Origin of the sequence: Arthrobacter sp. JZ12 (assembly GCF_035189165.1) — a bacterium.
In the GTDB taxonomy this organism is placed as follows: domain Bacteria; phylum Actinomycetota; class Actinomycetes; order Actinomycetales; family Micrococcaceae; genus Arthrobacter_D.
Map to the genome: position 1 here is coordinate 975,358 of NZ_CP045246.1, position 24,812 is coordinate 1,000,169.

Here is a 24,812-nt window from a genome sequence, read left to right on the forward strand (position 1 = left end):
CAGGCGGCACCATCGCCTGCAGCAGTCATTGTTCTCGCAGCCGGAGCCGGGACACGCATGAAGTCCCGCACCCCAAAGATCTTGCATCGCATCGGCGGCACCTCCATGATCGGCCACGCGCTGGCAGCCGCTCGTGGCCTAGCACCACATGAGATGGCGGTCGTGGTTCGTCACGAGAGAGACCGGGTAGCCGCTCATATCGCAGAACTCGATGCCGGCGCCACCATCGTGGATCAGGACGACATCCCGGGCACTGGACGAGCGGTCCAAGTCGCGCTGGAGGCCCTCGATGCGCGCGCCACTGTGGAGGGAACCGTTGTAGTCACCTACGGTGACGTCCCGTTGCTCGACACAGCAACGTTGCAGCACCTCGTACGCATCCATGAGGACGAAGGCAACGCCGTCACTGTGCTCACCGCTGTGCTCGACGATGCATCAGGATACGGTCGCATCGTGCGTGCTGAAGACGGCACCGTGTCGGGCATCGTGGAGCACAAGGACGCGACCGCGGAGCAGCACGCCATCACGGAAATCAACTCGGGCATCTACGCTTTCGACGCTGCAGTGCTGCGTCACAGCCTCACCAGTGTGGACTCCAACAATGCACAGGGCGAGATGTACCTGACCGACGTCCCAGCAATTGCACGGAGTGCCGGAGGACGAGTGGCCGCAGTGGTCTCGTCGGACCGGTGGCAGGTCGAAGGTGCCAACGATCGCGTCCAGCTAGCAGCGCTGGGTGCTGAACTGAACCGCCGCACGGTCGAGCATTGGATGCGGGCAGGAGTCACCGTCGTGGATCCGAGCAGCACCTGGATCGATGTCGGCGTGCAGCTCGACGAGGACGTCACCCTCCTCCCGGGCACGCAGCTGCACGGTGCCACCCAGGTAGCCAGGGACGCCGTAGTCGGTCCCGACTGCACCCTCACGGACGTCGTCATCGAAGAAGGCGCCAAGGTAGTGCGTACCCACGGCAGCGGTGCTCGAATCGGTGCAGGAGCTACGGTGGGCCCCTTCACCTACCTTCGCCCGGGCACAGTACTGGGGGAGTCCGGCAAGATCGGAGCCTTCTATGAAACAAAGAACGTCACTATCGGCCGCGGCTCGAAGCTTTCTCACCTTGGCTACGCCGGTGACGCTGAAATAGGCGTAAATACCAACATCGGCTGCGGTAACATCACCGCGAATTACGACGGCGTAAACAAGCATCGCACGATCATCGGGAATGAAGTTCGTACCGGATCCAACACGGTCTTTGTGGCGCCGGTGTCCGTAGGAGACGGTGCCTACACCGGTGCTGGAGCGGTCGTGCGGAAGGACGTCCCAGCCGGAGCGCTGGCCGTCGTCGCGGCTCCGCAGCGGAATATGGACGGCTGGGTAGAACGAAGCCGCGCAGGCACTGCGGCAGCCACGGCAGCCACGGCAGCCACGCAAGCTTCCAACTCACGAACCACCAAAGAAAGCGACCCTTCATGAGTGAGATAACGGCACGCGGGGAAAAGAAACTCGTCCTCGCGGCGGGCAGAGCACACCCGGAACTGGCGGAAGAGATCGCCAGGGTCTTGGAGACTAAGCTGCTGCCCATCTCCGCGTACGACTTCGCGAACGGCGAGATTTATGTTCGCTCAGGGGAGAGCGTCCGCGGTACCGACGTATTTGTAATTCAGGCTCATCCTGCACCGTTAAACAACTGGCTGATGGAACAGTTGATCATGGTCGACTCGCTCAAGCGCGCGTCCGCCAAGAGGATCACCGTCGTCTCTCCGTTCTACCCCTATGCACGCCAGGATAAGAAGGGGAGGGGGCGTGAGCCGATTTCAGCTCGCCTCGTCGCAGATCTTTACAGGACGGCCGGCGCAGATCGCCTCATGTCTGTCGACCTCCACACAGCACAGATCCAAGGCTTTTTCGATGGTCCGGTGGATCATCTCATGGCCATTCCGCTTCTTGCCGACTACATCCGGACCCGCGTCGACGCAGACAACATCACCGTTGTCTCTCCGGACACTGGCCGAGTACGCGTAGCTGAGCAGTGGGCGGAGAGGCTTGGTGGTGCCCCGCTCGCTTTCGTGCACAAGAGTCGAGATCTCACAGTTCCCAACCAAGCAGTTTCAAAGACCGTCGTAGGACAGATCGAAGGACGCACTTGCGTACTTATCGACGACATGATCGACACGGGTGGAACAATTTCTGGTGCTGTTCAGGTGCTGAAGAACGCAGGCGCCAAGGATGTTATCATCGCCGCCACTCATGCGGTGTTCTCTGACCCTGCAGCGCGCCGCCTCGCTGAGTCTGGCGCCAGGGAGGTAGTAGTCACCAACACCTTGCCAATCGGCCCGGAGAAGCGATTCCCACAGCTTACGGTTCTGTCGATTGCTCCACTGATTGCGCGAGCAATTCGTGAGGTGTTCGACGATGGCTCGGTGACGAGCCTTTTTGACGGCAACGCCTAGCTATTTTACTTGGTCCTTCTAGAAGCGCCGGCCAGTTAGAGTGGCCGGCGCTTCTTTCAGCTGGCAGTGCATACAAAAGAAGAGTCCCGTTTGGAGCAACGCTCCGAACGGGACTCTCTTTGTTGCTTCTAGCTGATTACGCCTCTGCGCCAGCGCGGCGACGAGCGATGAAGATGCTTCCTGCACCCAGACCGAGAGCGCCGATGCCGGCTGCGCCCCAGAGGAGCATCGCGGAATCGATACCGGTGTCGGCCAGGCCTCCACCAGTGGTCCCGGTCGAGCCCGTTCCGGTGCCGCCGACAGCGGTTCCACCGCCGCCGACGCCGCCAACTGCTGCAGCATCCACTACAACGGTCGCCGACACGGTCTGGCCTGAGTCGCGGCCGGTTGCCGTCAGGGTGTAGGTGCCCTCTTCTTGCGGTGTGAAGGAGTAGGAGAAGTTACCGTTGGCATCCGCCGTCACCGTGTCTTCGAGGACGATCGCCATCGGGAGGATAACTCCACCGAATGCGGCGCCTACGCGTCCAACACCGGATGCGCCAGCGGCAGCTTCGGGCTCGTCGGCGACAAAATCAACTGCGATATCGACAATCTCGCCTGGTGTGAAGAGGCTTTCGTTGCTGCTGAAGACAACGGCCTCACCGGGAGCGACGGTCGCATCGCTGACGGTGGCGGGTGCAGGATCGGGTGTGTAGGCCTGCGCAGCGCTGGCCCCGAAGAATGTGAGTGAGCCGGCGATAGCCACGGCTGCAATAGCTTTTTTCATAGAGACTCTCCCCAGTAAAGGTATTTGCGACAGACTTGTAGCGGTGCTCGACCTGAAGATGTGAATTTTCCCCCAGCCCCAACTGCCCCACAGAAAACTCTACCAGTGGTCGCGGCGCAAATGGGCCACGGACCTGCAGATCTTCCTCAGGGTTTCCGCAGTAGACACTACCGCATGATCGAGATCGAGCAGTGACAAAAGTAGAAATGTAACCGGAAGTTAACGTTTTCGAACAACTAGTTGCACTTCTTCTGGCCTTCAACAGGCAGGATAACCTCGCTAAGAGGCTGAATTGTTGGGGTCACGTCCAGCGATGGCTCTGACTGCTGCACAACTGCCGTGAAGTCCAGTTCGACTGTGGCTGTTTCGCCAGGGGCCAAGGTTGTAGTGAGCACCCCGACTGGTCTATCTCCATGACGATAGGAGCCAAGAGGCGAGGTGACGCCGTCAATGCGCGCGGTCTGCAGATGGGCCTGATCTGGACCATAACCCATGAAGTTGGTCTGAACGGTTCCCGCAGGCACACCAAAGGCGCCCCCGCCAGTTACATAGGGGGGAATCGTCTTTGCTGCGTTCAATGGTGCGGTGTTTGTGAGAGTAGCGATGAGCGTGTAATTGAAATAGCCCTGCGGCGCGCACGTTCGGTGTAACTGAACCGTGCGCCGCATGTAGTAGTCCATCTTGCCCCCCGTGCCATCATTGAAGTACGCCCCGAATGTTGCACCTCCGGTACCGACTCCCGTGACGTTGCCCGCAACTTTCGCCTTGGCGAGCACATCTTGTTGTTTCGGGTTTGCTGCCCACACGTACAGGCGCCCCTCCTCCGCGCTTTGCGCAAGTGCCTTCAGGAGTCCTAAGCCCTCATCGCCGCCTCGAGTTATAGAATCGAATACCTCGGCGGCAACGGCGGCGAAGTATTCGTCCTGGAGTTTCGGGCTTTCTATTGCGGCGTAGACATCGGAGAGCAGGGTCGGAACGACGTTGTCTGCTGTGAGTGATGATGGTAGACCGGCTTGTGCGGTGGATCTACCCAACGCTGGATCGTCGAATCGCAGTTCTACGGGTCCTGTTACGCGGAGCAGGTGGCTTAGGGCGATCGGGTCCAGTGCGACCACACCATCCAAGCCCGAGCCTGGGTTGCGCTGTTCCCACATTTCGGCAGCTGTGCTTGCGGCGGTCGGGAAATCGGGGGTCAGGTTGACGCTCTGCATGAAGGCGCCCATCCTGCCGCTGTAGATCGCAATTTGGTCCGGGTCGACCGTGATAGATGGATCAAACCGGCCCAGAGTAGTAGCACTACCCTGAGCGCTCATTTCCAACTTGCCATCGTCTGCGGTCACTACTGCTAGAGCGCCGGGGATTCCTCCTGTCGCTCGGAGTTCCGCGTTGTTCTGAATTAGAAGCAGATACTGTTGGGATTCAGTTGAACCAAGCATGGGGGGAATTATCTCGGCCGCGGAAGCAGCCTGAGTCAGTAGCCGACTAGCTTCACCAAGGGCAGTAGTTCCGGCGTTCAGAGGCTCACGTACTTGCGGAACTAGACCTGAGCCGTCGATATTCAGAAGACGCTCGTGTGAACGTTCTAAAGTATCCGCTGCGGCTGCGAGTCGCGGCGAGAGTTGTGTGAGGGGTGACACATTTATGCGTCCATTCACTGGAGCCAAAGCCTCAAAATCAAAATCAGCAGAATCGCGAATCAGGGGTGCTAGGGCGCCGTCAACGACATCTTTCGCCGAAACCGCAACCTCGCTTACAGCAGCGAAATTGGCACCGACGAACGGAAGGTACGCAGCCAGTCGCCACAGGGGATCTGTTCCTGCGTCGTGAGCGATATCGGTCTCGTGCTCTAGTTCCCCAAGTGTGACTTGTATGGACTCCATGTCACCAGCGAGAGCTTGAGATCTGAGTTGCGAGATCAAGGTCCGGCTTGTTTCTAAACTCGACTCGATCTGACTAGCACGCTGGACCAACCAGTAAGCGCAGGCGGCGCATAAAAGTAGAACTAGAGAAGAACCAAGTGCAGCCAATTTCCTGGCGTGGCTGAGCTTGCGCTTAGAGTCAGTGGTTAGTTCAAAGGCGGTCAACTGCCTGCTCCCCAATTCTTCCTGTTATTCGACGCCTTGTTCTGGGTGGTCATCCTCTTCTTCCTGAGAGAATTGCCTGGATGAGGGACTGGTTCAATATGCGCCGTGGCGACCAATTACCGCGCGCACAGTTCGCAACAGGATCGCCAGATCGCTTAAGAAGGACCAATTCTCCACGTAGTAGAGGTCCAATCGCACAGTATCGTCCCACGATAGAAGTGAGCGGCCGCTAACCTGCCATAGGCCTGTCAAACCGGGCCTTACCAGCAGCCGCCGATGGGCGTGCGAATCATATTTCTCTACCTCACTCGGCAACGGCGGTCTTGGACCAACGAGGCTCATGGAGCCAAGCACAACGTTGAATAGCTGAGGAAGCTCATCGATACTGTAGCGGCGAATGAAGGCTCCAACTCTTGTCACCCGAGGATCAACCTTCATCTTGAACAGGACGCTGTTTCCCTCATTACCTTCGCGCAGTTGCGGGAGGAGCTTCTCAGCATCGACGACCATAGAGCGGAATTTGTACATGGTGAAGGGAACTCCGGCAGCTCCGACACGATGCTGCCGAAAGATTGCCGGGCCGCTACTCGTAAGTTTCACCGCAACCGCAACCGCCAAGAATACCGGTGCTAGGAGGAGGAGCAAAGAAGTTGCACCAAGAACGTCGAAGGATCTCTTTAGGAAGCGCTGTCCCTTCTCGAGATTGGGCGTGGACACGTGAATCAGAGGTAGTCCAGCAACTGGCTGCGTGTGGATTCGCGGTCCGGCTATGTCAGTAAGAGCTGGCACCATGATGAGTTTGATATTCATCTCGGCTAACGCCCAACCTAATGCTCGAATGGTGGGCGGAGTAAGCCGTGCTCCGCCTGAGAGTGCAACTGAATGGGGTTGCAATCTTCCAATATCATCGATCATCTCTTGGGCATTGAGTTTCCTTCCGATGATAGGAAGATCTAAGCTCTCGAGATCCTCATCGGGAGTTGAATCTCCAGGAAGATAAACCCCAATCGGTCGATAGCCAGCCATTGGTTGACTCTGAAGGGAACGGGTCAAATGCTCTGCGGTGCTGGCGTCGCCGACGATCAAGACATCTTGGGTGCCCCGGCCGAACTGCCTCTCGATGTGTAGGAACTTTCGCACGATCACGCGAGAGATCAGCAGAGCTGCTAATCCAGCAGGCAAAGCGACCCCGACGTAGCCCCTCGCCGTATCTATCCTCAATGCATAAGAAATGATTGCAATCAGACCGAAGAGCCACAGCGAAGCTGAGAGCACCCGCTTATATTCGTCCGTGCCGTAGCCCAGGACACGTGGTTCTCGAGAGCCAAAGAGATACAGCATGGACCACCATGCTGCAGCAAGAGCAAATGACAACCCCACATAGGGCCGTGTCAGAGGGTCGAGACCCTCTCCTTCTGGGACTCCGAAGCGGACTACGAGCGCGCCGATAGTCGCCCATAGCACTACGGCCGCATCCGTTATGCCAAGCGTTCGTTCATAACGGACGCTCCAGTTAGGGCTTTGTCGTCCTGCGAAATTCTTTATTTCTTCCCCCAGCATGAAAGAACCTCACCAGGCTCTGTGCCGCTCGCCTGTCACAGACATGACTCCGGCTCTGTTGTTCGGGCCACCGCGCGTGCTATCGCGCTTCCGCGCACGTGCTGGGGACGCGCTGTCAACCCCATCAGACGAATAATAGGAATAGCTGTAGGCATCGGGGCCCTTAGCTGGCAGGAGATTCATCACTGCCCCCAACACATCGGCTTCCACCATACGTAAAGCGGACAAGGACTTCTGCAGGTCGGATGACTTAACTTTCGCTGCACCCACAACCATGACCACGCCGCCCACCTGACGCGCTAAAACCGCGGCATCCGTGACGGGCAGTAAGGGGGGAGCATCTATGATCACGGCGTCGAATGACTCTGCCAGCCTATCAATCAGCTCCTTCATAGCTGATGACCCGAGCAGTTCACTTGGATTATGTGGCAGCTGGCCGGAAGTTAACACGTACAAGTCGTCCTCACCCCACGGCTGCAAGAGTTCCTGAAGGTCAGCTCGTCCCAAAAGAGCAGTAGTCAGACCCGCGCTATGTTCCAAACCGAGGTACTCATGAACTCGTGGGCGTCGCAAGTCTGCATCGACAAGTACGACGGATTGATTGGACTGCGCGATCGCGATTGCTAAGTTGACTGCAGTCGTGCTCTTGCCCTCCCCCGGCAGAGAAGACGTTATGAGCATCGACTTCGAGTCGTTACTGACGTGCGCAAACTGAAGGTTCGTACGGATTTGACGGAAAGATTCAGCGCGCGGACTTTGGGCATGAGTTTGCGTAAGGAGAGGCTTCTTAGTCGCGTCCTGGTCGAAGACTATGCCGCCGAGGACAGGCAGGTCCGAGACGCCTTTTAGGTCCGCATCATTTCGAATCCTCGTATCTAACCTGCTTCGCAGGACGGAAACGAGTAAACCCAGTAACAGTCCGGCACCCAGACCAACTGCGATGTTCACTTTCAAATCAGGAGTTGACGGCTCAGAGGGCGCAGTAGCCGGCGTTACAACTGATAATTTGACTGGCGAATCGCCTTCGCTGGATGTCGCTTCCAGAGCGTCAATTGCCTCGACTAGGCTCTCCGCCACACCTTGGGCGATAGCTGCAGCTTGTGCGGGTGAACGGTCAACGGCAGTGATGCTAAGTAGCACCGTGTTGAGATCGGCTTCAGCCTCTACCTGTCCTGCTAGCTGGGCAGGGGTGACGTTCAGCCCAAGGCTGTCGATCACTGGCTGTAGCACAAGCGGGGTGTCCACGGTCTCGGCATACGATAGAACTCTCGCTTGTGTGAACGTGTTGCCTTGCTGTAGTTCAGTCACAGATCCCGAACTTTGAATAGCCGCAAACAACTTAGTTTCCGACGAATAGGTTGGACTCATCGTCAGAGATAAGGCGGCTGAGATTGCACCGAAAGTCAGCACGGAAAGGGTTACGAACAACCAGTTGCGACGTAATATGCGGAGGTACTCTGTTAGCTCCAATTAGGAGGCCTTCCTTGATCGAGCGTTCTGTTTCCGTGCAGTGATTCGGTCGCTCAGGGAAACTAAGTTCGAAGTAGCCCCTGATTGGCTCGGAACCAGGTGAGCGTGTCCGCGATGCCCTGTTCGAGGTCTATCTGAGCCCTCCATCCTGACGAGTTCAATTTGGATACATCGAGCAGCTTCTGTGGCGTGCCATCAGGTTTTGAGGAGTCCCAGATAGTCTCGCCCTCGTACCCCGTTGCCGTCGAAACAATCTCGGCGAGTTCGCGGATCGAGACGTCGGTGCCTGTCCCGACGTTCACCTGGTCAGGACCGTCGTACTGCTCCATCAGATGCAGGCATGCAGCCGCCATATCATCCACGTGCAAGAACTCCCGACGGGGAGATCCAGATCCCCAGTTAGTGACGGACGTCGCGCCTAGGCTAACTGCTTCTTCGTATCGCCGAATCATCGCCGGAAGTACGTGCGAGCCTTTCAGGGAGAAATTATCCCCGGGACCGTACAGATTGGTAGGCATAGCGGAGATCCAAGGGAGTCCGTACTGCCTTCGAATGGCCTGGACATGCATGATCCCCGCGATTTTTGCGATGGCGTATGCGTCATTCGTGGGCTCAAGATGCCCAGTGAGCAACGAACCTTCTTGAATAGGCTGCTGCGCAAATTTCGGGTAAATGCAGGATGAGCCGAGGAATAGAAGGCGCTCAACGCCGAACTCCCTCGCCGCATCTAAGACGTTGACCTGCATTCGCAGGTTGTCGCTTAAGAAGTCAACAGGCTGAGTGCTGTTTGCGAGTATGCCGCCCACACGGGCTGCAGCCATGATGACGTAATGGGGCTGTTTCTCGCTGAAAAAGTCGAATACACGATCTCGATCTCGCAGATCTAGTTCGCGGGATGAACGTCCTAAGAGATTCCCGAACTGCTGTCTTTCTAGATGGCGCATGATTGCGGAACCGACAAGTCCATTGTGGCCAGCTACATAAAAGGGCTTGCTGCGGTCCAGCTCACCAAGGTCATAGGTGACATTGTCGCCCGCGCTAGTCAGGCTCAGATTTCGCACGCTCACATGGACCCCCAGCTGTCCAACTGCACGGAGTCAATCCAAGGACGACCAGCGTGCTTCAAGGCCTCGATGTCAGCATCGACCATAATTCTGGCGAGTTCGGGGGTCTCGACTGTGGCTTTCCATTCGAGCTTCGCATGTGCCTTCGATGCGTCGCCGATTAGCGCGTCAACCTCCGTTGGTCGAAGGTATCGTTCGTCGAATCTGACGTGATCCTCCCAACGAAGGCCGGCGTGCTCGAAAGATACCTCCAGGAAGTCGCGGACGGAGTAGCCGACGCCGGTCGCAAGGACATAATCATCCGGCTCATCGACTTGCAGCATTCGCCACATTCCTTCGACATATTCTGCGGCATAACCCCAGTCGCGCACTGCGTCCAAGTTGCCCATGAATAAATGTTGTTGCTGCCCTGCTTTGATAGCGGCGACAGCGCGAGTAATTTTGCGAGTAACGAAAGTTTCACCGCGCCGAGGTGATTCGTGATTAAAGAGGACGCCGTTCACAGCGAACATGCCGTAGGCTTCCCGATAATTCTTGGTGATCCAGTAGCTGTACACCTTTGCTGCTCCATAGGGCGAGCGCGGGTAGAAGGGGGTTTCCTCATTCTGCGGCGGCGGCGTTGCTCCGAACATTTCCGACGACGATGCCTGGTAGAACTTAGTTTCTATCCCTGCCATCCTTACTGCTTCAAGGAGACGAACGGAACCCATACCAGTTGTGTCCCCGGTGTGTTCCGGCTCCTCAAACGAGACCCGAACATGGGACTGAGCCGCCAGGTTGTAGACCTCGGTGGGCTGTATTTCTGCAAGCAAGGTGACTAGCCGAGCTCCGTCGCTGAGATCTCCGTAGTGCAGAAATAGCTTTGCGTTGGGATCATGAGGGTCTACATACAGGTGGTCAATTCGCGATGTGTTGAAGGTGGAAGCACGCCGAATGAGACCGTGAACCTCATATCCTTTGGACAGAAGCAACTCCGCCAGGTAGGAACCGTCCTGTCCGGTTATGCCAGTAATCAAAGCGCGACGTTTCAAAGAAACCCCCCATTGTTCAAATGCCTCGGATCTTACCGGAATCAATCGTATCGTGCCCCGCCCGGCACATCGTCAATGTGGCTGCGAACGGACCGTAACACATGCCATCCACTGGACGTCGACGATGCCGATGCGTGGTCGCATAGACTCGTCTCTGTGCAGCACGAATCAATTGGTCCTGTAGATGCAAGTGTTGGAGAACCGGTGAAGATTGGGGGGCTGCGTTTCAGTCGCACGGAGACCCCCGGGCAAGCGGTTGATTTGATCCTGTCTCTAACCTCCCGCCCGAAAACCGCAGGAATACATGTCCACCTCGCCAATGCCTACACGATTGCCCTGGCTGACAAAGACACACGGTATGCGGGCGTTTTCGAAGGAAGATGCGTCATATTCGCGGACGGGAAGCCCCTTACCTGGGTTTCACGCCTTCGCCGACATTCCCCTCCGTTGAAGCAGGTTCCGGGACCGTGGTTGTTCGAGGAGGTGATGCGTGCCGGCGGCTCAGCCGGCCTGCGCCATTTCCTGCTTGGTTCGACTCCTCAGGTCCTGCAGTCCTTGGAGCGAAACCTCACTCGACGTTTTCCAGAAGTGCGGGTTGTAGGTCGGAACTCCCCGCCCTTCCGCGCCCTTAGCGACGAGGAACTCGAGTCGCAGGCATCAGAAATAAAGGAATCACGCCCTGACATCGTATGGATTGGGCTGGGGACGCCGAAGCAGGATTACGAAGCGGAACGTATTGCTCGCCTGCATAACGTCGTGGTCATAGCGGTTGGAGCAGCCTTTGACTTCAGTGCTGGTACGTTGCGTCGCGCTCCGAGCTGGATGACAGCAGTCGGCCTTGAATGGCTTTTCAGGTTGATGATGGAACCGAAACGGCTATGGCGGCGCTACCTTTTCGGAAACGCACGGTTTCTGCGCGCGGTCCTGCGCGAGGCTAAGTGATTTCGATGCTGGAAGATAAGACTCCAACAGTCGTCATCAGCCAACTTCCTCCGCCTACACATGGTTCAACTGTGATGACGAAAGTGCTACTGGACACATTGGTTGAGTTGCAGAATAACGCGCACCTCGTAGACCGCCGTTTCAGCAGTACGATTGATCAGGTAGGGAAATTCCAATGGTCTAAGGTATCTGCCGCTGTCCATCTAGTGCTTAGATTGACGCAGACATGTTATAGGCTCAAACCCAGCAAAGCGATCTTCTTCGCTACTACCAGAGTTCCCTCATTTCTCGTGGACTGGTTGCTTGCTGAGACCCTGAATTTCTTCAAAATACCCACCGTACTTTATCTTCATTCTCAAGGCTTCAGGGATCTTCGTGATCGTAATCCTCTCTTCAGGACTGCTGCACGGAGGCTGTTCAGCAACGCAAGCAGGGTCGTCTGCCTGAGTCCCAGACTTTACGATGACGTGTCTAGCTTGGTTGAAAAAGAGAAGGTGACATTTGTTGCCAATGCGTTATTGTCGGAGCCTAACTTCCCGGATCAAGGGAAAGCTGAGTTCGCTGCTCAGCAGAGAAGGGTACTGTTTCTATCCAATCTGCTCCCTGAAAAGGGTATAGATACCTTCGTCGATCTCGCAATAAAATATTGTCATGATTCGCTCGATACTGTATTCGATATCGTAGGGCCGGCAACATATGAGTTTCAGATCGAAAAGTATAGAGAACGAGTGCGGTCCGCTGGCTATGAACGTAACATATTCTTTCACGGCGCTCAGGCGGGTGAGCAGAAGTGGAATATACTCAACTCTTCGTCACTTTTAGTTTTCCCGTCCATGCTGAACGAGGCCCAACCCCTCACAATCGTGGAAGCGTTCGCCTGCGGTGTACCTGTAATTGCCTACGCGAACGGGGGTATACCGGACATGATTGACAGTGGTACGAATGGTGTGCTTGTGGAGCCTGGGGACTCGGCAGGATTGCTGCAAGCTGTTAAGGGAGCCCTCGCTTCCACTGAATGGCGTCTGTCTGCGGGCCGGGCGGCAAGCCACAGCTACGAACTAAACTACAGTCGTTCCCGATTTCGTGATGCATGGGGCGAATTGTTGGGTCAAATTAGAGTTGAACGACGATGAGTATGCGCCAATTCGTTAATGAAGACGCCGCGCGTTTGATCGGGGCGCCTAGCCCGGCAAACAGAAAAATTCTTCTCTTCTTAACCTCCGCTGCCTTCGCTACAGCCGTACTCCATCGCCTGTCCCACATGCTGCAAACTTGGCACCCTGGCCTGGCGAGGCTTGTATCAGCGATGAATCTGCGATTGCACGGTGCTGACATCGATCCGAGAGCCGTCATCGGGCCAGGCGTCCTCTTTCAACATCCTGTCGGAGTGACCGTGGGGGGTGGAGTGCGCCTTGGGTCGGGTTGTACGCTCATGGGCGGAGTGACGCTAGGGCGAAAGCAAGTTTCGGGTGGACCAGACGAGGATCAATACCCAAAGGTCGGCACCGGCGTCATGCTTGGAGCACATAGCTGCCTTCTCGGTGACATCGAGGTGGGGGATCACTCAGTTGTGGCTGCCCAAGCACTGTTGCTAATGGATGTTCCCCGAACAGCCTGGCAGTAGGGTCACCCGCGAGACTTCGAGAGCTCTGAGGCAGCCATCAAGGCGTAAGTGACGCATACTGTCGTAATCGAGCCAGCGGCTAGGGCCCACACAAAATGAGTCAAGGTGAATGGCGCTGCCGCTATGCATAGGGCCAGTGTGGTGAACGAGCCGATCACTTGCCCTCGCAAGCTCTCTACCCCCAACCGTCGAACACGGATTATAGCGCCGCCGGGTTGCCCCACGACGGCTACAGCAAGCATGACAGCGATTGGAAGGCATATCTCGCGGACCAAATCGACGTACTGGGCCGGAATGAATTCTTCGCCGAACAAGTTCACTGTAACCACGGCAGTTGAGGCAAGAAGAACGCCAATCAAGAGGGCCGAAGCGATTAAACCCAGGAGTAAGCGGCGCAGGCCTTGCTCATCGGCCTTCCGTGCGGCGAACAGTTTTATCACGGTGGGTTGAAATGCAGTCGTGAGAAGCGTGATCGGAGACAAAAGAGTCTGAGTTAGCCGGATCGCACCTACTGAAGCGAAGCCAAATGGAAGGAGGGCAATCGCCGGCGCCGCTTGGCTTACGCCTGTTCCGAGAATGAATTGCAGGCTGATCGCTCGCTCGAATTTTCCCAGGCCACCTACATAGCCCCGCGCCAAACGTAGGCTGAATGACTGTCGGCTATCTATCAGACAAAGGATCCAAATACCTGCAGACATGTTGACGAGTGTCAAGGTAAGGGCCGTCGGTGCGCCAGCAAAAGCAGTCAGAAGTGCACCAAGCGCAAGGAGGAGTCTTAACACGTCCACGATCAGAATGCCGGCGGCGCCATAGAAACCGCCTCTACGACCACCTGTTGCAGCCATCACGTAGTATCGAGCTGCATCCGAACCCACAAAGAAGGCGATGTAGGTAACCCCCCCTAGGAGAGCGACATCACCGAATGGGAGCGAAGCCCCGAGGGAAATGGTCAGGGCCGCTGTCAGCCAAATCAGAACGAAGCTCTTATATCCCCGTCTGGCCCGTGTGCTCGCTGCCGACGCCAGTAGCTGCTCGCTGAAGACAGATCGGTTCATGGACAGCCACAGCATCCAGATCAACCAGAATATTGCAAGAATTCCAAAGGTGCTCGGGCTCAACAGTCGTGCGAAAAGAATTGTAGCGATAAGGCTTAGGGCCGACTGGGCTAATTGGGAGAACACACTGGAAAGGGCCGGAAGACCACGGGAGAACCCAGCCATCATCGATGGATGCGATCGATAATTGCAGCGAAAGCTCGGGAGGTCGCCTCTTCCGTCGATCTTTCTGCATATCGTAAGCCCTCAGATTCGTCGTGTTCGCTTTGCAGGACTTCGAGAATTGCTTTGCCGAGTGAGACAGCGTCCGGGTACGGGAAGGTCCTTCCGAGATGATAGGCACGCACTCGCCATCCGACTAATCCGTGATCGCTTGCCACCACCGGCGTGCCGGAAGCGGCAGCACGAACCAAGACGCCCGAAGAAGAGGTGAACTGTGTGTGATAAGGAAGAAGAACAACATTGGATGCCGAAAATACCAGGGCGAGTTCTTCATCTGAAATGAACTCCGTCACCTGTGAGTAGCGTTCGCCGAACTGTCTGATCAGACTTTCATTCCAAGCTTTGAACTGCTCGTCTATCGCGCCTACCACTACGATCGAGAGTTCCGATAAGTTAAACAGCCCCGGTTCGGACAGTAAGGCCTTCGCGGCCACATCGAATCCTTTGCGATCGTCCTGTCGTCCTACCAGTGCGACCACCTTTGCCGACTGGCTCCAACCGAGGCGCGTTCTTGATTCCTCGCGGTTCGTTCCACCGAAGGGTCCAACCCATGGGTCGGGAATTCGGTCTATTCGGGGACCGGTGGGAATCCTCTCATCGAGCACGATCAGGTGAGCGCGGAGTATGCCCTGAACTAATTTGAAGTAACCGCGTTTCACCGCCGCGCGTAGGTTGCCAGGTCGCCCCGGATGGAGATCGGCCACCCGATATCGCACCATGGCTAAGCTCGACCTGCCAGTCAGCACCCGAAGGGCTATGGCAATCCACCATAAATGTGGAACGTAATCGTCAGGAGAAGTTAGGACGATGGTGGGTTTGCCACCCGCTATGCGGCGCAGCGCTACCAACATTCTGAGCAGTGTGCGAGTGGAAACCTTCGCATGCAACCGGGGGATACGCGATACATCTACCCACTGTATTCGGGCACCTGATGGCACATTCTGAACGAAGTCTTCGAGGTCGGGACCTGACTCCCGCCTGGGCATCAGCACACTGGCATGGGCGCAGGTTTCGCTGGCGCCGGCAACCAGAGGCTGAAGCACATGTAGGCGCGACGCAAATGGGTTTGCTTCGAAGAAGATAACAGTTGATTCGCCGGTATCGAGGCGTTTATGCATCGGTGAATTCGTCCTTGTGATTGGAAGCTATGCCGCAAAAGACCAGAGTGTAAAACGGCAAAGCTGTAACGAGGCTTTCAAGGATGGGGTTGACGCTCATCGAGATGAATGCAGCTACTAAGGCAGGAGCCCATATCTTCGCCCAACTTCGTTCGATCGCAATCGAACGAAATGCCCGTATCAGGAGGCGAACTGGAGGAACCGCAAAGAGAACAAGTGCGATGAGACCGCCAAAGACGGCTAGGGAGAGGAAGGAGTTATGAAAAGGAACGAATTGCAAGCTTCCTCGAATATTCGCGATTGCCGTGATGGGTTCAGACGCCCCGGATCCGAACAGGAAGTTTTCGTCCCATATTTCCATCGCTTGAGTCCAAAGGACTTGTCTAGTTCCAGTATTATCGACTCTCCCGAAGCTGTTGTAGAACCGGTCAAGAAGTGATTCAAGAAATGGCAGCGCGCTCAGACCTGCGACCAGGGTCGTGAATATGAGAGCAATAGACACGCGAGGCGTCAGATAGCTCAGGCTCAAGTACGTCATGAGTCCGGCCATAAGGATCGCAATAGTTGTAGCCGAAGCATAATGAACGCCGCCCATCGCGAGGGCGACTACGACCATAGCCTTGCTGAGTTTCGAGAAACGGGATGCAGGAAGGCAAAGAATGAGGACGGCGATAAAAGCCGTCTCGTGGTTGAAGTGCGCTGGTGGTTCGCCATTGCTTGCCGAAGCAACATCGTAGATGGCGGTTGCCCCGAAGATCAGGGCGGACAGTTGTAATAGGAAGTCGGCGTTGCCGACCCGATCCTTGCCCGACTTACTTGCAGGCCTGGTCGAGACAAAGAAGGCGGGCCCCAACAGCGCTGGAAGTATAGCAGCCACTATTACGGTTGAATCATTCTTAATCTGTCCTGATACTAGTGCGATTACATAGACGCTGTACAAGTATCCTGCGAACACGAGTATCCAGGCATAACTGCGAGTGTCTATTGTACTCGTCGCGAGTCTATTTCGTCCGTCGATCAGAATAGCAAGTAGCACCATGAATGGCAGCAGTACATACCGAATTGATGGGCCACCACTAACCCATCCGCTGATATCTACGGCAGAAATAGCAATAACACTAGTTAGTGTTAGTGGATATGTGATGCGATAATGCTCTACTCCCGGCCCTTGATTATTGACTGGTGTGTCTACGCCGTCACCGACTGATGACACACCAAGAATAGGGCGGGTGGTTTTAAATCTCCCGCGCAACTGCGGCAACGAACGCTGCCTTCCAGTTGTTTATAGCTTCTCGAGGAAGCTCCAAACGAATATCGGAGCGTTCGTCCACTACAGCCCAGTCGCGTGCTTCCAAGTTCCCGGAAATGACTGGTAGGCCGGTATGTTTCGCGATCTCTACAGCCCGGTTATCAACTGCAACGATCGTGGATTTCGCGCCCAGCTGTAGGGCACGAACTCCAGCATGAAGTCGAGTGCCAACGTAGTCGAACTGTCTAGAGTTCAAGGCCGAATTGAAATCTTCGAGACCGTCACCCAAGAACTGCACACCTCGATCAAGCGAACGAACATAGGTGCGGTCCTTCGAGCCCTGAGGCCATACGAGAACTTCCTCGTACCGTTCTTTGAGTCCACGGACCAATTTCGCATCCCTGAGGGGGTTCCTGTGGTAGTCGGTAAGAGTCATGATGACTCCACTGGGACGCTTGTCAGATACGGGTATCTCGCTTGGTAGGCGCCACATCGTCGGGCAGCCGGTGTTGATGCTTTCTACACCTACTTCGGTAAGCATTTTCTGTGTGTATCCGTCTCGAACACTATTCACGCCCGCGCCTAGGAGTCCTCTCCAGAGCGACCGCGAGAGAAGGTTCGGTTTGGCCTGATACTGCCACCATCCAACTCCGAGCAACGAAACGGAGCCCTTGTAAGTGTGAACAGTGTGTGGGTCAAGTTTCCATTGGATGTATGTAGGAATATTGCCGTTCAGAAGGTTAGTCCCGCCTACCACGAAGTCACTACAGTGGGCGGCGAGTTGGCGTTCCTTCCTCGTAAGATACGTCTGAGTTGGAAGGCGCAACAGGTAGGAATCGGGAAGCATGCCTGCGAGTTCTGTTTCCACTGCATCCGCGATTATCTGGTCCCCCGTGTTCCTTGAGTTCAGGCTCGGATCCAACCAACCGACGACGTGTTCTTGTCCCACAAACTTCCCCTCTAGTCTTATGTCAACGGATGCCACCTCGGTCAATGCTATACGGGCCAGCGACAAGGATCGATCTGGCCCACGCTGCGTGTGACGAGCAAACACAAGTTCATTTTGTTAGAGATTCACGGGAGAGTCGTACCGGTCAGGGCTCAGCGGAGGGCCCTCTTCACCGGTTGGTCGTATTCTGAGGCCACGCAGCGGTTACATAAGGACATCATGTACACCGCCACAGTACCGATCACAGCCCCGAGCGCGTTCGCCAGCACATCGCGCGGCGTCGCCACACGCTCCGGACGGAACACCTCCTGTCCCACCTCAATGCACATTGACGCAATGATCCCGATCGGCAGCGCCAGCCATGCCCGCTGCAGCGGCAGAAGCGCGGCCACCAGGAACCCGAATGGAATGAAGAGCAGCACGTTGGCTCCCGACTCGATCGTCGAGTAGTCGAACCAGCTCGAAGCGCCGTTGCGGTGCAGGAACCGCAGTACCCGGTCGATCAGGCCCGACGCTCCCTCATCGACGGGAGACGGCCAGAAACCGATCAAAGCCAACGCCAACAGGTAGCTGGCCAGCAGCGCAGCGAGGAGGCGCCGTCGTCGTGCTGGTTTTTGTAGGCCGGCTGTCACCGGTGGCTGTATTCCCAGTCCACCAGCGTCTTCACGGCGGGGACCAACTCGCGCACCATTTGCTGGTACACCTCGTCGGGGCGGCGGTAGGGGTCCACCACGTCGTCGTGGGAGGGATCGGACGGGTGAACGGTGCGGGCACGCACCACCTTCGGCAGGATGCTGCGCCACCGCTGCGGGCCGGAGACGGTGGTGTCGCCGTCGAGCTCGGTAAGCAGGCGCGCGAATTCGCGGAGGGTGAAGGTCTTGCGCAGCAGGTGTGGCGCCATCTCGATCACCCGGCCGCGGTGTTCGCGGGTCAGCGCCAGGACCAAATCCTTGCCGTCCAGGATGCGCTCCTCGAGCTGGCGGGCGCGGAAGCCCTCGGACACGCCGTCGAACACGTGCACAAAGCCCGCCACCTGCGGGTCCATCGGCCGGTCGACCAGGGCGCCGGTGCCGGCGCTGGACACCTCGAACTCGCCCGGCGCGATGTTGCCCAGCGCGCTCTGCAGCAGACGCTCCACCATGGGGGAGCGGCAGATGTTGCCGGTGCACACGGCAAGGATCCGGAAGGGCGTATCGGTGGTCATGGCCTCTATTCCTGGAGACTACGCCTGGCGGCGCGGAGGTCGGGTCTCTTTCGAGGGTACCGGGTTCGGGTTGTGTTACGAGCCGGTGCTCACACAGCTAGCGCGGAATGAGGCGGAACAGGAACCGGGTGCGCACCATGACCCAGAGCAGCCCGAGGAGCAGCACGTAGGCGGCGGTGTTCAGCCACAGGTCGCCCTCGCGGAGGGCCGGAATGTTCGCCACCGCCAGGATGAGGAACACGTGCATGATGAACACGTACAGCGTCGCCTGGCCCAGCGGGATCAGGAACCAGCCCAGCGCTTTCTGCAGCGGCTTCCAGTACGCGCTGAGCAGGGCATACAGGGCCACCACAATCACCAGCACGTTCAGCAGCCGGCCGGCGCCGAGGTAGGTGCGGTTGAAGTAGGTGTCGTAGATCCGCTGGAAGGTGCCTTCGGGCAGCAGGCCCAGTCGGACGTCGAGCGCGTTGGACAGATAAGGTCCGGTCCACGAGAACACCGCGCACGCCGCGGCGATGACGAGGCAGAGTCCCAGGACGGCCTTGCGTCGGGGGTGTGAGAACCACTCGACGATGCGGTGGCGGTGGTAGCCGGCCACGAGCCCGAGCACGAACAGCACCTGCCAGACCAGCAGCGGGAACGAGTCCTCGAACTGGGACGGCAGCAGCCGCGGCCTCAGCAGCGTGCCCACTGCCCAGAGCGCGAGGCTGACGGTGAGCACCAGCCAGGTGAGCCGGCGGGCCATGGCGGCGAGGATGAGCGGGCTGATCAGCAGCAGGATCACGTAGAGGCCCATCACGTTGAACTGCCACGGACCCACCTGCAGCAGGAGCAGGGCGGGGATGAGGCCCGCGGGAACCGGGAACTCGAGCAGGCCTTCCATGCCCGCGTACAGGTCGTACGTGGTTCCGGCCGCTCCCTGACCAGCTGCACCCGTGCCCTGGTCGGTGAAGGTGGTGACCGCGGCGGCGTTGATGAACGGCAGCAGCGACAGCAGATAGACAAGGATCACCACCACCAGCGCGGTCACGTACAACTTCCAGGCGCGGCTGGTGGTGCGGTCGACCACGTCGCCCAGCTCGTCCGCGATGCGCGGACCGTAGACCAGGCCCACCACCGCCCCGGAGAGCAGGACGAACAGTTCAGCACCGGAGACCACGCCGATGGTCTCCTGCGTGAAGAGCTGGAACGCGGAGCTGATACCCACGTGATTGACGACCACGAACACGATCGCCATGCCGCGAAGCATGTCGATGCGGGCGTCGCGGCCGCCGTCGGAGTTGTAGGCCCAGCGGTTGCGGGCGGCGCGGCCGGAGAAGAACCAGAGGAGCGCGACGGCCAGGAGCACGGTTGCAGCCAGCGCCCAGGCCGGCCAGCCGGTCAGAACGGTGCCGGTTCCCGAGGGCTGTTCCGTGGCCGGGATAGCTAGTTCGGTTGGTGCGGTGACGGGGCGGGCCTCGACGCCCGATTCCTCGAGAGCGGTGCGGAACGCGGTTGCTACCTCGGATGTTCCGGTGACGCCCCACTCGATGGTGAACGGCGTCTCACCGCGGGAGTCGACGGTCTCATCCCAGATCACCGTTCTCAGCTGCGGGTGGTCGTCATTGGATACGCCGAGGACCTGGTCCCACCAGCTGCTCTTGATCTCGAGCTCGGTGTCCCCGGGAGCGCCGGGGGAGAAGAACGCGCCGGTCTGCACCATGACGGGCTTGTCACGGTCTTCGGCGTAGGCGGTGTAGAAGTCGTCTGTCGCACGGGAGCCGGACGGGTCGAGGTCGGCGAGGAAGTCGCCGTCGTCGGGGGTGGTGTTGCGGGCCGAGCGCTCGCCGATCGGATCGTAGTAGAGGTACAGGCCGACCCAGTCCACGGCGTCGTCGCCGGGGTAGTAGGGATCGTAGGCAGCGTCGTCCTGGTCCCACACGCCGTCGTCGTTGGTGTCCAGCGGTTCCAGCGGCGCGCCGTTGGGAGGCTGGGAGGTGGCCTCGCGGAAGGGGTAGTCACGGGCGGCGGTGGGGGACCAGACCATCAGCGCGCTGTCCAGGCTGTTGCGGACGGCGGAGGAGACGGCGGTGAAGGCCGCGGTGTACGCCTCGGGCTGCTGACCCCACGGCACCCAGGGTGCGTTCATCTCAGGGGCGAAGCGGACGTAGACCTCGCCCTGAAAGTTGGTGGCGGCGTCGGCCAGTTGGTCGGCGAAGGCGGTGGCGGCGTCGGGCGTGATGTCGGCGAGGGGGACGCGCGGCTCGACGGTGACCAGCGCGTGCGAGCCCTGGCCCGCTGCCTGCGCGAAGAAGGCCTTGAGGTAGGACTGCTCCTGGCTGGTCATCGGGAAGGGCACGTTCTGGCCGTAGATCGCGGCCGGGGCGCCGAGGCGCTGGGCGTGGGCGTCCGCCGAGTCCTCCGACCAGTTCAGGACCGTGCCGTACAGCGTTTCGTCCGGGTCGGCGGGCTGTTCCTGGGCGTGCGCGGGCGTAGAAGGAAGTAGCAGGGCTGCGAGCAGGAGTGCAATGGAGAGCAAACGAGTCCAGAGGGTCGCGGAGATCCGAGGCACTGCTACTCCTTACGGGCGAGGCTTCAGGTGCGTTAGCGCCGCGAGCCTTTCGATGCTGCTGGTGGTTTCGATGTTAGGGCAGGCATGGGCCTCGGCGCGGGACTGCAACCGAGGGGGCGTCCGCCGTCGTAAAGTAAGCGGAGCCCTCCGCGGCCTCGGCTGGGCTTTGCCGCTCCGCCGCGGGCGGTGTGCTGCTTCCAATGCCCGTTCCCAAGTGGGAGGTTTCGCCCATGACCATGGTGGACAACGCCGTTTACGTCAACGGCCACAGGACCGACAACCCTCGGAACCTGGACGAGACATATGAGGTAATGCGCGACCGCGGCGGCATGGCGTGGATTGGGCTGTACCGACCGGAGACGGAGGAACTCCACTCCGTGGCCAGCGAGTTCGGTCTGCACGAGCTTGCCGTCGAGGATGCGCTCCACGGGCACCAGCGGGCCAAGCTCGAACGGTACGGGGACACCCTCTTCACGGTGCTGCGTCCGGCCCGCTACCTGGACGACGTCGAGAAGGTCGAGTTCGGCGAGCTCCACATCTTCGTTGGCCCGGACTTCGCCGTGACCGTCCGCCACGCCGAGTCTCCGGATCTTGCCCGGGTGCGGCGCCGACTCGAGAACGAACCGGAGTTGCTCACCCTGGGACCCCAGGCCGTTCTCTACGCCATCCTGGACGAGGTGGTGGACCGCTATGAACCGGTCGCCGCCGGGCTCGAGAACGACATTGACGAGATCGAGGACGAGCTGTTCGGGTCCTCCACTCCGGACGTCACCCGCCGGATCTACGAACTCTCCCGGGAGGTCATCGCCTTCCAGCGGGCCACCCATCCGTTGCGCGGGATGCTCGAAGCCCTGCTGCGCGGATCCGACAAGTACGCACTGGATCTGGAACTGCAGCGCCGCCTGCGCGACGTCCATGACCACGTGCTGCGCGTCGTCGAACGCGTGGACGGGTTCCGCGCGCTCCTGCAGAACGCGCTCACCGTCAACGCGGCCCTGGTTGGACAGCAGCAGAACGAGGAAATGCGCCACCTCACCGAAGCCAGCTTCGCCCAGAACGAAGAGGTCAAGAAGATATCCTCCTGGGCGGCCATACTGTTCGCTCCGACGCTGGTCGGGACGGTGTACGGCATGAACTTTGAACACATGCCCGAGCTGGACTGGGCATACGGTTATCCCTTTGCCTTGGGACTCATGGTGGCCATGGGGATCACGCTTTACCTGACGTTCAAGCGGCTCAAGTGGCTCTGATTCCGTGGGACGAGGGGCCGCTGGGCCGGGTGCGAACGCTCACCGGTTTCGCGCTGGCCCTGGTGCTGCCGCCGCTGCTGGAGTGGGTCATGTTCGCTGCCGGCAGCGGATTTCTCGCCTCCGACGTGCTCGTGCAGTTGGCGGGCGTGGTGGCAGTTGCCCTGGTCGGGGGCCTGTGGCCGGCGCTGCTTGCCGCACTGTGGAGCAGCCTGATTCTCATCTACTTCTCCACAGAGCCGTTCGGGTCCCTCGAGATCGCCCACCCGGAGAACGTGCTCACGGTCCTGATCTTCGTGGCCGTTGGAGTAGCGGTGTCCCTGGTAGTGGGCCTGGCGGCGCGTCGCTCCCGCGAAGCTGCCATCGCCTCCGCCGACGCTGCGACGCTGGGCGAACTAGCCCGCGGCGTGCTCGCGGCCGAGGACACTCTGCAGGGCTTCCTCCACCACGTGCGCACCCACTTCGGGATGGACGGCGCCGCGCTGTACGCGCTCGACGACGACCCCCGCTCCACCGATCGGTGGACGCTGCTCGCGTCGGAGGGGCCTTCGTCGTCCGTTCCCGCAGTCGACAGCGAAGCCGGCACTCTGGTTCCCGGCGGGCTGAAGCTGGTGCTGTCCGGCCACGCGCTCAGCGCGCGGGAGCAGCGGCTGCTTGTGGCGTTCGGATCGCAGCTCGCCGCCCTGCGCCAGCGGCAGCAGCTGATCGCCAGCAGCGAGGAGAACCGCCGGCTAGCCGAGGGGAACGTCATGCGGACCGCCATCCTGCGGGCCGTCTCCCACGACCTGCGGACTCCACTGGCCACGATCAAGCTCGCGGTCACCAGCCTGCGGCAGCAGGGGGTGCAGTTCACGCCCGAGGAGGAGGCGGAGCTGCTGGCCACCATCGAAACGTCCGCGGACAGGCTGGCTTCCCTGATCGACAACCTCCTGGACATGTCCCGGCTCACCGGCGATGCAGTGACCCCCCACCTCGGTCCGGTGCACTGGAGCGACGTGGTCGATGCGGCGCTGAAGGGTATGCCGGCGGAAAACGTCCGGATCCTGCTCGAGGCCAACACGCCGCCCGTGCACGCGGACTTCGGGATGCTGGAGCGGGTGATCGCCAACATTGCGGAGAATGCGCTGAAGTATGCGGGGGAGTCCGACGTCGAAATCAGCGCCCACGTGTCCGGCACCGTTGGCGACCATCCCGCGAGCGAGCTGCGTGTCCGCGACCATGGGCGGGGAGTTGGGCAGGACGCCGTCGTACGCATGTTCCAGCCGTTCCAGCGGCTGGACGACACGCAGGCCACCGGGCTGGGACTGGGCCTCGCCGTCGCACGCGGTTTCACCGAGGTGATGGGCGGGGAACTGCTCGCCGAGCCGACACCCGGCGGCGGACTCACCCTGGTGGTGCGGCTGCCGCTGTCCACGGGGGTGTGGGAGTGACCACCGTCCTGATTGTCGACGACGAAACGCAGCTGCTGCGCGCCCTGCAGATCAACCTGCGCACCCACGGCTACCGTCCGATCCCTGCCGCCGACGGTGCGGCCGCGCTCGCAGCCGCGTCCGAGCATCGTCCGGACCTGGTGATCCTCGACCTGGGCCTGCCCGACCTGGACGGCGTGGAGGTCATCACCCGGCTTCGCGCCTGGACACAGGTGCCGATCCTGGTGCTCTCCGCCCGCCACGGCCCCGAGGACAAGGTGGAAGCGCTCGACGCCGGCGCGGACGACTATGTAACGAAACCGTTCGGCCTGGAGGAACTGCTGGCTCGCCTACGGGCGGCGGAGCGCCGGTCCGTGGGAACCCCCGGCACACCTGTGGTGAGCACGGACAGCTTCACGCTGGACCTCTCGGCTCGAAAGGCCGAGCGCGACGGGGAGCAGGTGCGGCTGACGCCCACCGAATGGAAGATCGTGGAGCTGCTGGTCCGCAAGCCCGGACAGCTGGTGGGGCAGCAGCAGCTGCTGCTCGACGTCTGGGGACCGGCGTACGCGCGGGAAGTGCAGTACCTGCGCGTCTACCTCAACCAGATCCGGCGCAAGCTCGAACCGGACCCCGCCCAGCCGCGACACTTCATCACCGAAAGTGGCATGGGTTACAGGTTTGAACCCTGACCCGTAAAGGTTCCGTTAAGGAACGCATTTCGGCTGCTCGGGCGGCTCTACATTCGAGCCGTGAGCGCAACCATCGACCATCTCGTTTCGTCCCGCCCAGCCCGCCGTTTTGGGCACTGGCTGCT

20 protein-coding genes are annotated in these 24,812 nt (G+C 59.3%); 7 read left to right on the top strand and 13 right to left on the bottom strand.

Annotation, left to right across the window (positions count from 1 at the left end; all coding sequences use genetic code 11):
* The first annotated feature begins 57 nt into the window (after positions 1-57).
* Together glmU and GC088_RS04655 are read left to right on the top strand one after the other, a co-directional pair.
* Positions 58-1,473 (top strand): bifunctional UDP-N-acetylglucosamine diphosphorylase/glucosamine-1-phosphate N-acetyltransferase GlmU, encoded by a 1,416-nt coding sequence (gene glmU, locus GC088_RS04650; RefSeq protein WP_416377515.1) that lies wholly within the window; start codon positions 58-60, stop codon positions 1,471-1,473.
* Positions 1,470-2,450 carry a ribose-phosphate diphosphokinase gene (locus GC088_RS04655; protein WP_323960928.1) on the top strand — a complete coding sequence of 327 codons (981 nt, stop codon included), beginning with the start codon at positions 1,470-1,472 and terminating at the stop codon, positions 2,448-2,450. The genes glmU and GC088_RS04655 overlap by 4 nt, the downstream gene beginning before the upstream one ends.
* Positions 2,451-2,586: 136 nt before the next feature.
* Here the strand turns inward: GC088_RS04655 and GC088_RS04660 are convergent, their stop codons facing one another.
* From GC088_RS04660 to gmd, 6 genes are all read right to left on the bottom strand, one after another.
* Positions 2,587-3,216 carry a peptidase gene (locus tag GC088_RS04660; protein ID WP_323960930.1) on the bottom strand — a complete coding sequence of 210 codons (630 nt, stop codon included), beginning with the start codon at positions 3,214-3,216 and terminating at the stop codon, positions 2,587-2,589.
* 236 nt (positions 3,217-3,452) lie between these two features.
* Positions 3,453-5,096: a DUF4012 domain-containing protein gene (locus GC088_RS04665; protein ID WP_323960932.1), complete on the bottom strand. Its 1,644-nt coding sequence runs from the start codon at positions 5,094-5,096 to the stop codon at positions 3,453-3,455.
* 297 nt (positions 5,097-5,393) lie between these two features.
* On the bottom strand, positions 5,394-6,860 hold the full coding sequence (locus GC088_RS04670; protein ID WP_323960934.1) for a sugar transferase: 1,467 nt from the start codon (positions 6,858-6,860) through the stop codon (positions 5,394-5,396).
* A gap of 9 nt (positions 6,861-6,869) precedes the next feature.
* Positions 6,870-8,330, bottom strand: a complete 1,461-nt coding sequence (locus tag GC088_RS04675) for a tyrosine-protein kinase domain-containing protein (protein WP_323960936.1) — start codon at positions 8,328-8,330, stop codon at positions 6,870-6,872.
* 62 nt (positions 8,331-8,392) lie between these two features.
* On the bottom strand, positions 8,393-9,397 hold the full coding sequence (locus tag GC088_RS04680; RefSeq protein ID WP_416377497.1) for a GDP-L-fucose synthase family protein: 1,005 nt from the start codon (positions 9,395-9,397) through the stop codon (positions 8,393-8,395).
* Positions 9,394-10,425: a GDP-mannose 4,6-dehydratase gene (gene gmd, locus GC088_RS04685; protein WP_323960939.1), complete on the bottom strand. Its 1,032-nt coding sequence runs from the start codon at positions 10,423-10,425 to the stop codon at positions 9,394-9,396. The genes GC088_RS04680 and gmd overlap by 4 nt, the downstream gene beginning before the upstream one ends.
* Positions 10,426-10,581: 156 nt before the next feature.
* Between gmd and GC088_RS04690 the strand changes: the two genes are divergently transcribed.
* Positions 10,582-11,367, top strand: a complete 786-nt coding sequence (locus GC088_RS04690; protein WP_323960941.1) for a WecB/TagA/CpsF family glycosyltransferase — start codon at positions 10,582-10,584, stop codon at positions 11,365-11,367.
* 290 nt (positions 11,368-11,657) lie between these two features.
* A complete protein-coding gene (locus tag GC088_RS04695; RefSeq protein WP_323960943.1) occupies positions 11,658-12,500 on the top strand; it encodes a glycosyltransferase family 4 protein in 843 nt (280 codons plus the stop codon).
* Between the two features lie 493 nt (positions 12,501-12,993).
* On the opposite strand, the gene GC088_RS04700 is transcribed toward GC088_RS04695, so the two are convergent.
* The 7 genes from GC088_RS04700 to opgC all read right to left on the bottom strand — a co-directional run bounded on the left by GC088_RS04700 (position 12,994) and on the right by opgC (position 21,339).
* Positions 12,994-14,211 (bottom strand): hypothetical protein, encoded by a 1,218-nt coding sequence (locus tag GC088_RS04700; protein WP_323960944.1) that lies wholly within the window; start codon positions 14,209-14,211, stop codon positions 12,994-12,996.
* Complete coding sequence (locus GC088_RS04705) at positions 14,211-15,386, bottom strand: glycosyltransferase (protein ID WP_323960946.1); 1,176 nt, start codon at positions 15,384-15,386, stop codon at positions 14,211-14,213. Before GC088_RS04705 ends, GC088_RS04700 begins: the two co-directional genes overlap by 1 nt.
* The gene (locus GC088_RS04710) at positions 15,379-16,341 is read right to left on the bottom strand and encodes an O-antigen ligase family protein (RefSeq protein WP_323960948.1); all 963 of its coding nucleotides are present in this window, start codon (positions 16,339-16,341) and stop codon (positions 15,379-15,381) included. Before GC088_RS04710 ends, GC088_RS04705 begins: the two co-directional genes overlap by 8 nt.
* A 280-nt stretch (positions 16,342-16,621) precedes the next feature.
* Positions 16,622-17,620, bottom strand: a complete 999-nt coding sequence (locus tag GC088_RS04715; protein WP_323960950.1) for a polysaccharide pyruvyl transferase family protein — start codon at positions 17,618-17,620, stop codon at positions 16,622-16,624.
* A 116-nt stretch (positions 17,621-17,736) separates the two neighbouring features.
* Positions 17,737-18,216, bottom strand: a complete 480-nt coding sequence (locus tag GC088_RS04720; protein WP_323960951.1) for a VanZ family protein — start codon at positions 18,214-18,216, stop codon at positions 17,737-17,739.
* Complete coding sequence (locus tag GC088_RS04725; protein ID WP_323960953.1) at positions 18,213-18,788, bottom strand: arsenate reductase/protein-tyrosine-phosphatase family protein; 576 nt, start codon at positions 18,786-18,788, stop codon at positions 18,213-18,215. The genes GC088_RS04720 and GC088_RS04725 overlap by 4 nt, the downstream gene beginning before the upstream one ends.
* Before the next feature lie 97 nt (positions 18,789-18,885).
* Positions 18,886-21,339 carry an OpgC domain-containing protein gene (gene opgC, locus GC088_RS04730; RefSeq protein WP_323960955.1) on the bottom strand — a complete coding sequence of 818 codons (2,454 nt, stop codon included), beginning with the start codon at positions 21,337-21,339 and terminating at the stop codon, positions 18,886-18,888.
* 230 nt (positions 21,340-21,569) lie between these two features.
* Here opgC and GC088_RS04735 point away from each other — a divergent pair, with 230 nt between their 5' ends.
* Genes GC088_RS04735 through GC088_RS04745 form a run of 3 tightly spaced genes read left to right on the top strand, consistent with a single transcriptional unit; the run spans position 21,570 to position 24,687 of the window.
* Entirely contained in the window at positions 21,570-22,589 is a 1,020-nt protein-coding gene (locus GC088_RS04735) for a magnesium and cobalt transport protein CorA (protein ID WP_323961935.1), read from the top strand.
* Complete coding sequence (locus tag GC088_RS04740; protein ID WP_323960957.1) at positions 22,580-24,016, top strand: sensor histidine kinase; 1,437 nt, start codon at positions 22,580-22,582, stop codon at positions 24,014-24,016. The genes GC088_RS04735 and GC088_RS04740 overlap by 10 nt, the downstream gene beginning before the upstream one ends.
* Positions 24,013-24,687 (top strand): response regulator, encoded by a 675-nt coding sequence (locus tag GC088_RS04745; RefSeq protein ID WP_323960958.1) that lies wholly within the window; start codon positions 24,013-24,015, stop codon positions 24,685-24,687. Before GC088_RS04740 ends, GC088_RS04745 begins: the two co-directional genes overlap by 4 nt.
* The last annotated feature ends 125 nt before the right edge of the window (positions 24,688-24,812 follow it).